4 protein-coding genes are annotated in these 3,614 nt (G+C 74.0%); 2 read left to right on the plus strand and 2 right to left on the minus strand.

What is annotated here, in order from left to right; translation table 11 throughout:
- Positions 1-175: 175 nt before the first annotated feature.
- Entirely contained in the window at positions 176-1,201 is a 1,026-nt protein-coding gene (locus RIF68_RS30845) for a hypothetical protein (protein WP_309054566.1), read from the plus strand.
- Between the two features lie 132 nt (positions 1,202-1,333).
- Positions 1,334-2,401: a lactonase family protein gene (locus tag RIF68_RS30850; RefSeq protein ID WP_309054567.1), complete on the plus strand. Its 1,068-nt coding sequence runs from the start codon at positions 1,334-1,336 to the stop codon at positions 2,399-2,401.
- Positions 2,402-2,435: 34 nt separating this feature from the next.
- Here the strand turns inward: RIF68_RS30850 and RIF68_RS30855 are convergent, their stop codons facing one another.
- A complete protein-coding gene (locus tag RIF68_RS30855; RefSeq protein ID WP_309054569.1) occupies positions 2,436-2,636 on the minus strand; it encodes a DUF5988 family protein in 201 nt (66 codons plus the stop codon).
- A gap of 631 nt (positions 2,637-3,267) precedes the next feature.
- Positions 3,268-3,614 (minus strand): CorA family divalent cation transporter (locus tag RIF68_RS30860; protein ID WP_309054568.1); only part of this gene is annotated, 347 nt, incomplete at its 5' end.

Raw genomic sequence — 3,614 nt, forward strand, 5'->3', positions numbered from 1 at the left:
CGTACGCACACCGGCCCCCGGCGCGTCCGCCGATCCGTTCCGGCGGATTCCCTCCGGAGCCGACCCCGGACGAATGGCCGGAATCCGACGTGGGGCGCCGCCGGCGCCGGCCCTCCGGGAGCCCTTGCTCCCGGTACCCGGCCCGTTGTCGGTGGGCGTCCCTATGCTGAGGCCCATGAAGATCACCGAGCGGACACTCGCGGAGGCCTGGCAGCGGACGGCCGCCGGACACGACCTGCTCCACGGTGCCGCGCTGCCGCCCGTGGCCCGGTCGGACGACGAGCTGGAGGAGCTGGCCGACCACTCCGAGGAGGTGGTGGACGGCGGCCTGTGCCTGGTCGTCGACGAGGACGGCACCGTGCGCGTCCATCACGGTCCCTACCGGCAGGTGTTCGCCACCCGTGACCTCGGGCAGGTGCTGTACCTCATCGCCGAGGACGCGGTGCTCCGGAGCGCCGGCGGTCCCGTGGAGGCGGCCGGTGTGCTGGAGCGGATCGACCCGGTGTGGGGCCGACGGTTCCAGGGGGGCGGCCTGGACGATCCGGGGACGGTCGGGGCGTGCGGGCGCGACCCGCTGGAGGGGTTGGCCTGGATCGCCCGGTCCTGGCGTGAGCAGCAGCCGTACACGACCCTCGCCTTCTTCCGCGCGGCGCCCGGCGAACCCGTCGACGCCGAGCGGCTGGCCCTGCTGTACGGGGCCGATCCCGCCCAGGTCGCGGCGGGCACGCGCCTGAAGGACCTGAGGGCGGTGGACGGCGGCCGGACCTACGGGGACCGGCAGTGGGAGAGCTGCTGTTTCGGGCAGGCGGGCGGCTGGACGTACCTGCTGCACCACGACACGCCGCCGGGGGCCTTCGCCGACAAGGAGGCCTACCGGGCGCTCGGCATCACCGAGAGCGTCCGGCTCAGCGCCACCGCCGCCAAGGCCATCTACACCCTCGACCACGACCGGGACGGCCGCCGCGTCGACGACGGCCTGGGGATACTGGAGCTGATCTGGTACGAGCGCGGCCGCGCGCCGTATCCCCGGGGCGGCGAACTGGACCACCTCAACCGGGCCGTTCGCCGGGCCGAGCTGGACCACCCCGAGCTGACCGACACGTTCGCGCTGTACTTCCACGCCCTGGAGACCTCCCTCGGTCTGCGGCTGCCGCGCCGCGACGTCGTGGAGGGGGAGATACGGGCCGCGTACTGGGCCTGACCGGCAGGCCCGTACCGGTCGGCCCCCGAGGGGTGACGCCGCGTGGTGAATGGAGCAAGGGGCGGTGACCGGGCGCGGAGACCGTCGTTGGGCGTCGCCGAGTGCGACGAAGCGACGAGAGGTGGACCTGTGGTGGTCAGCGCGGAACACGAGGGCCGGAGCGGGAACCGGTGGGCGTACATCGGGTCGTTCACGGCCGGGGGCGGCGGCGGGATCACCGTCGCCGAGGTGAGCGACGAGGACGGGGCGCTGGTGCCCCGGGCGACAGTGGCGACGGTCGAGAACCCCTCCTGGCTGGCGCTCGACCCCGGCACCGGGGTCCTGTACGCGGCGAGCGACACGGAGCGGGGCGCGGTGGCGGCCCTGCGGGCCGAGGGGGAGAGGCTGACCCCGCTGGGCCCGGCCGTGGAGGTGGGCGGGGAGGGGCCCGCGTACGTCGATGTCGTGGGGCGCCGGGTCCTGACCGCGCACTACGGCTCCGGCGGTGTCGGCACCCTGCAGGTGCGGGAGGACGGGAGCCTCACCGGGCCGCCGGTGGTGCTGGCGCACCGGGGATCCGGGCCGGACCCCGAGCGGCAGCGGAGCCCCCACGCGCACCAGGTGCTGCCCGACCCCGGCGGGCGCTGGGTGCTGAGCGTGGACCTGGGAACCGATTCCGTACGGGTCTGCGCGCTCGACCGGGAGACGGGGGCGCTGCGGGTGCACTCCGAGACGGCCCTGCGCGCCGGCTCCGGGCCCCGCCACCTGGCGTTCCATCCGGACGGCACCGTGGTGTACGTCCTGCACGAGCTGGAGCCGCAGATGACGGTGTGCCGCTGGGAGGCGGAGGCCGGGCGTCTGGAACCGCTCGCGGAGGTCGCCGTCGACACGACGGGGCTCCCCGCCGGCGAACGGGCCTACCCCTCGGTCGTGTCCGTCTCGCCCGACGGGCGCTTCGTCCGGGCCGCCGTGCGGGGCAGCGACCGCGTCCTCACCTACGACCTCACCGACGACACCGGGAAACCGCAGCTCGTCGATGTCGTCGAGTGCGGCGGCAGCTGGCCGCGCGACCTGGTGACCGACGCGTCGGGGCGCCGCGTCTACGTCGTCAACGAATGGTCGGGCGACATCACCTGGTTCCACGCGGACCCGGAGACCGGCCGTCTCGTCCGCGCCGGCGCGGTGGCGGTGCCGGCCGCCGCCTGCCTCGTCCTCACCTGAGCGGGGCGGGCCCCGGCCGGGAGCCCGGCGGCGCTCACTCGGCGATCTCGGTCCGTTCCCACCACTCGTACACCGGCAGGGTGCCCTCCGCCGTGTCCTGACGACGCTGCGTCCGCCTGAAGTGCTCGTATCCGCCCCGGTGGGGGATCTTCACGTCCTCGCCGGGGTTCCCCGCGGGGACGACCCGCTCGGGCAGCTCGTCCGGCCCGCCTTCCAGAAACACCATGTGCGCCATGCCACCAGTCTCACCACGGGCGCCACCGGGCGCACCCGGGGCGCCCGCGTACGGGAGGAACGCGTCGGCCTTCTCGGCGAGCATCGCGTCGAGGAAGGCCGGCGCGTCGTCACCGAGCATCCGGTACAGCGTGACGAGGCCGGTGATGGCGGTGTCCGCGACCTCCTCCTGCACGTGCCGCCACGTGTGGCTCCGCCCCTTCCGGGGATTCGTGCCCATGGCCCCGATCACGGCCTGCGCCGACTCGCCGACCTCCTCGGCCAGCTTCAGCACCTGAAGGGTCCACTGCTGTTCGGGAGAGATCCCCCGTGCGGTGTCCAGGGCCGTGAAGAGGCCGGCGAGGCGGCCGATGGTCTCCCACGGGGAACGCGTGGCCAACGGGGGCTCCTTCCGGGGCGGAGGTCACATCGGACGGTCGCGGACGCGGACCGTCCCGCCGCAGACCTCCCCAGGGAACCCCTCCCTCACCCGCCCGCCGTCTCCCGCTCGTACGGACGGTGGGTGAGCGCGGACCCGCCGAGGGCCCGGCTTGCGGTCCTCGGCTCCGGAGGAGGCGACGCGATCCCCCGGTGAGGCGGCCGGCCGAGAGGCCGGGCCACCGGCGCCGGCCTCACGGCTCGGGGGCGTCGGCCTACAGCCAGTCCCGCCGCTTGAAGACGACGTACAGGCTCGTGCACACCACGGCCATCAGGAGGACCGCGAAGGGGTAGCCGCCCACCCAGTGGAGCTCCGGCATGTGGTCGAAGTTCATGCCGTAGATGGTCCCCACCAGGGTGGGGGCGAAGAGGATCGCCGCCCAGGCGGAGATCTTCTTGATCTCCTCGTTCTGTTCGAATCCGGCTTCGGCGAGGGCCCGCATCTCGGCGTTCTGCTGCTGGGTGACCAGGGTTCCGTTGACCGTCAGGATCTCCGTGAGGGCCTGGCGGAATCCGTCGACGCGTTCGCTGGTGTGGGTGACGTGATCGGCGACGTCACGGA

The sequence above is a fragment of the Streptomyces sp. genome (genome assembly GCF_031178505.1).
In the GTDB taxonomy this organism is placed as follows: domain Bacteria; phylum Actinomycetota; class Actinomycetes; order Streptomycetales; family Streptomycetaceae; genus Streptomyces; species Streptomyces gulbargensis.